This is a genomic window from Streptomyces sp. ID05-39B (assembly GCF_033794725.1).
GTDB classification, from domain to species: Bacteria; Actinomycetota; Actinomycetes; order Streptomycetales; family Streptomycetaceae; genus Streptomyces; species Streptomyces bobili.
In genome coordinates this window covers 1-1,131 of record NZ_JARGEF010000516.1, presented here as the reverse complement: position 1 = coordinate 1,131, position 1,131 = coordinate 1, and the positions used below count along the sequence as shown (strand labels likewise).

The window sequence follows — 1,131 nt, the reverse complement described above, 5'->3', positions numbered from 1 at the left end:
GGTGGGGGGTCGGGGTCGGCTGGTTCCCGTACGGCTTGCTGGCCTCCGTACGGCTTCGGCCCCGTACGTCTCTCCCCCGTGGAGGGACGTACGGGGCCCGCGTGGTGGAGCCGGGTGCTGGAGCCGTCGGGTGCGTCAGGCTGTGCGGTGGCGCAGCAGACGGAAGGACGCCGTCACGGCCGTGGCGGCGACGGCCAGGAGGAGGGCGCTCGTGGTCAGCTGGAGAGGCCAGTAGTGCGACTCGGGGTGGAACTCCCTGTAGAAACCGGTGGCGTCGAGCTTGCCGTACACCTCGGCGCAGCCGTCGACGAACGACGGACCGCAGCCGGGGTCGGCGATGTGTGCGCCGTCGGCGGTGACCAGGCCGGAGTCGACCTCGACACCCTCCATGACGTAGCCGGTGTCGAGGCCGGTGACGCGCGTGACGGACGGCCACAGATGCGGCATGGCCAGGTCGGTCGCGAACCGCAGGACGACGGTGAAGCCCAGTCCGGCGAGCAGCGCGGGCAGCGTACGGCGCCACAGCAGGCCCGCGAGGACCCCGGCGGCGAGGCCGGCCAGCGCGAGGGCGACCGTGGTGGGGCCGTTGGCGTGCAGGGTGGGGGAGTCGGCCCAGGACTTGGAGGTGTCGATGTGGTGCCGGTTCGCCGACCAGGCCAGGTGATGCAGCAGCACCAGCAGTCCGGTGCAGGCGGTGATCAGGGCCGCGGGGGCGGCCAGCTTGGCGGCCAGCCAGCGGGTCGGTGAGAGGCCCGTCGTCCAGGCGAGGTGGGCGGTGCCGTTCTCCAGCTCGCGGCCGACCAGGGCGGCGCCCGCCCAGGCGGCGACCAGGAAGGGCAGCCCGATCACGGCGAACGTCGTGTACGTGTAGACGTCCCGGTACCGGATGATCGCGTCCTGGTCGTAACCGCACGGCCCGCTGTCGCCGCAGGCGCGGAACTGCCGCCAGCCGTCGGCGGCCGCGGCACCGAGCGGGCCCCACATCGCGAGCAGGGCGAGGGCGAGGACGGCGACGAGACCGGCCCAGAAGGCCAGCCCCGGACGGTGCAGGCGCAGGAGCCACGGCAGCAGTCGGGGCTGGCCTTCTGGGCCGGTCTCGTCGCCGTCCTCGCCCTCGCCCTGCTCGCGATG

At 73.7% G+C, this 1,131-nt stretch carries 1 protein-coding gene; it reads right to left on the bottom strand.

Annotated features, from left to right (window positions below; genetic code table 11):
• Window positions 1–135 precede the first annotated feature (135 nt).
• A partial coding sequence (locus P1P75_RS41615; protein ID WP_319265266.1) for an ABC transporter permease occupies window positions 136–1,131 on the bottom strand: 996 nt, incomplete at its 5' end.